Here is a 3,113-nt window from a genome sequence, read left to right on the forward strand (position 1 = left end):
TATACCCGATGAAAGTATATTGGAGGCGGTAGTCTCCGGCCGCGATCTTGTTGAGGGTAAACTTTCCTTTAGCATCGGCAACGGTACCGTCAACCGGCTTACCCGTTTTCTGGCTGATCAGTGCAATAGACGCAAACTCAACGGGTGAAGCCGCTGATGAATCAACGATGATACCGGTAATTCTGGCATTGCCTTTAGGCGCATCGTCGGAGAAGCCCGGCACAAATTCTTTTTTCTGCCGTTCCTGCTGCCCGCCAAAACCCGGAGGGCCACCGCCTCCGGGACCCATTTGGGCACGGGAAATTGTAAGGCTTCCTGCCAGCAGAACAGCGGTAAGCATTGGAGCTGCAAACGTTGAGACCGGTAAAGTTTTCATTCAGCGTGTTCGATCATTCGTGTATGCTGCAAAAATGCAGTGATCCGGTCAACCGGCTAAATGAAACATGCGGAATGCCACATTTTAGGGGTGGAATCCGGTTTTTTTTCGTCTGAATTACGATACTCTTATTTACCCAGCCATTCCTTAAAATCGGTCACCCGTTCGCCACTGACGAAGACTTCTGTCTGAGACTTTGGCAGTAGTTCGAGTTTAAGTTTTCCGGCAGAATAAGCCAGAATAGACTGGATAGATTTACGTGAAATGATAAACTGCCGCGAAATCCGGAAAAATTCGTCGGGATTAAGCAGCTGCCCGAGCTTCTCAAGGCTGTATTCGACTGGTAGCGACATCCCCTCGCAGGTAACGAGCATAGTGGCACGGTCGGCAAGGTAAAAATAGGCGGTATCAGCCGTTTCAATGCTGTAGATTTTGGGCCCGATCGAAACCATGAAGCGGTTTTTGTAGGTCATGTCTCTGGTTTTGCCGAGCTGTTGCAGTAACGCTTCAAGTTCCCGCTGCGGGTATTGATTTACAGGTCCGGTCGATTTGGTGAACCGGTCGCGGAAGGCTTTGAATTTATCAATAGCGGCTGTAAGGTCTTCGAGTGCAATCGGCTTCAGCAGATAGTCGATGCTATTCACTTTAAAAGCCTGAATCATATACTCATCATAGGCCGTTGTGAAAATGATCGGAGTTGTTAGCTGTACCTGCTCAATGATCCGGAACGCCAGCCCATCCTGTAAATGAATATCCATAAACACAAGGTCAAGCGGTTGCTGACCGCTTTCCTCATACTGCCGGAACCATGGAATGGCCAGTTCGATGGAAGGCAGAATCGCTAATACCTGCATGTCCGTACTGTATTTCAGCAACAGACTTTGCAGCCGCTGGGCCGTCAGGCGTTCATCTTCAACAATGACTACGTTCATGGCAATAACGGAATTTTGACAACAAAGGCGCCCTCCTGTTCGCCGACTATGACAAGCTGATCGGTCAGCAGGCGGTATCGGTTAATGATATTCTGTAACCCGACACCGGTCGAGGTCTCGATTTGTTCGCGCGGCTGCAACCGGTTCCGGATAATGAGGTATCCCTTGTTAGCTGTTATTGTCACCAACAGCGGCTCTTTTGGCGTCATCCGGTTGTGTTTTACCGCATTTTCGACCAATAGTTGAAGCGTCAGGGGCGCAATGCTGTACTGATCGCCGAAGCCGTCAGGGAGCTCGATGCGTACATCGAAACTGTCTTCAAAACGGATTTTGAGCAGAAACGTGTACGATTTAATAAACGTCAGTTCGGTTTTCAGGCTTACCCGGTCATTGTCTTTCTGATCCAGAATGTAACGATAGGCTCTCGAAAGCTGGTCGATAAACTGCTCCGACAGATCGGGGTTAATATGCACCAGCGACGACAGGATACTGAGGCTATTGAACAGAAAATGGGGGCTAACCTGGTTTTTGAGTGCGGTAAACTGTGCCAGGACTGTTTCTTTTTCGAGACTGGCTTTCTGTACCTGAATATCCTTTAGCCGGCGGTTGGCCCTCCGGTTGGCAGAAACGTAGAAAATGGCCAGCATCATCACTGTCGCCAGACCATTGTTTGAGCGCTCAAAATAGTCCCAGCGGTCGTTATGTTCGGTGCGGAGGCGTGGCTTTCGGGGTTTGTGTTCGGCACGTGGCCAAAGCATCGGGCCAATGTGTTTAAAGAGTGTTTCGGATTTGGCCGCGTTAAAACTCAGGGCCGCGCCGATAGCCATCGAAAGAAGCAGGAACTGTCCCGGTAATTTAAAATCGATCAGAAAATCTTCGCCAAAACGCCGGGCCAGTGCATCGAGGACCCACTCCGAAAAGACAATCCAGGCAAAAAAGATCAGGAATGTAAACAGGAACTCGACCAGCAGAAACTGCCATGCCGACAAAAAGAAAGCGATTGAGCGCTCCGGTGCGTTGACATAGACAATGATCGGGTCAAAAATCAGTGCAAGGCTAAGGGCCAGGGCGCCGCTTTGCCGGAGGGTTAAACGGTATGTGACTGACTCACGCATGTGTTAACAAAACTACGCCAAACGGCTACCTAAAACCAATCATTTCTGCGGAATACCGGTTTTGTGTGGCGGAACGGCGGTTTCGGGGCGCGGAAGCGGAACACATAAAGTGTTTCCTGCATGGTAAAACTCAGATTTCCTGATGTAGATTAAGATGTTTATTTGCTGCCCGGCTTGTTTTATGCAGCCAGTGCTGACAAAACCACCGCTGACCTTTCTATGTCGCTATTAAAACAATGGTAGTTTATAACAATATCAACGATACAACATTTTATACCTTTTAATTAAAATCAATTCTTACGTCATGGTATAAAGCTTTATATTAACGGAAGAAAGTTCATGCATCACCATAACGGTCCGGACTATGAAACCACTTTATACCCGACTTCTCCTCGTCGATGATCATCAGATCGTGACGGATAGCCTCAGCTTACTCTTTTCAACCATTGATTGCGTTGAAATTGTCGGTTGCCTGAATGACAGCCGGCTGGTGCAAGGAGTGTTGGCAGAACAGCCGGTGGATATCGTTATCTGTGACCTGAACATGCCGCACATCAATGGTATTGAACTGACCATTCAGCTTAAAAAAACACATCCTTCGGTTAAGGTGTTACTGCTCACCATGGTTGAAGACAGCCACACACTGTTTGATGCCCTTAAAGCCGGGGTTCAGGGGTACGTATTGAAGCG

4 protein-coding genes are annotated in these 3,113 nt (G+C 48.5%); 1 reads left to right on the plus strand and 3 read right to left on the minus strand.

The features are described from left to right. The 3 genes from BLX24_RS29765 to BLX24_RS29775 all read right to left on the minus strand — a co-directional run. A partial coding sequence (locus BLX24_RS29765) for a carboxypeptidase regulatory-like domain-containing protein (RefSeq protein WP_143092889.1) occupies positions 1–340 on the minus strand: 340 nt, incomplete at its 3' end. A 164-nt stretch (positions 341–504) separates the two neighbouring features. Further along, entirely contained in the window at positions 505–1,308 is an 804-nt protein-coding gene (locus BLX24_RS29770) for a LytR/AlgR family response regulator transcription factor (protein WP_071506844.1), read from the minus strand. Beyond that, positions 1,305–2,423 (minus strand): sensor histidine kinase, encoded by a 1,119-nt coding sequence (locus tag BLX24_RS29775; protein ID WP_071506845.1) that lies wholly within the window; start codon positions 2,421–2,423, stop codon positions 1,305–1,307. The genes BLX24_RS29770 and BLX24_RS29775 overlap by 4 nt, the downstream gene beginning before the upstream one ends. Before the next feature lie 364 nt (positions 2,424–2,787). On the opposite strand from BLX24_RS29775, the gene BLX24_RS29780 reads away from it, so the two are divergent. Beyond that, positions 2,788–3,113 (plus strand): response regulator (locus BLX24_RS29780; RefSeq protein WP_143092890.1); only part of this gene is annotated, 326 nt, incomplete at its 3' end.

The sequence above is a fragment of the Arsenicibacter rosenii genome (assembly GCF_001870735.1).
Taxonomy (GTDB): Bacteria; Bacteroidota; Bacteroidia; order Cytophagales; family Spirosomataceae; genus Arsenicibacter; species Arsenicibacter rosenii.

Excerpts from the sequence above, each read along its gene's own strand:
- BLX24_RS29770 (WP_071506844.1), bottom strand. The coding sequence starts at position 1,308 with ATGAACGTAGTCATTGTTGAAGATGAACGCCTGACGGCCCAGCGGCTG.
- BLX24_RS29775 (WP_071506845.1), bottom strand. The coding sequence starts at position 2,423 with ATGCGTGAGTCAGTCACATACCGTTTAACCCTCCGGCAAAGCGGCGCC.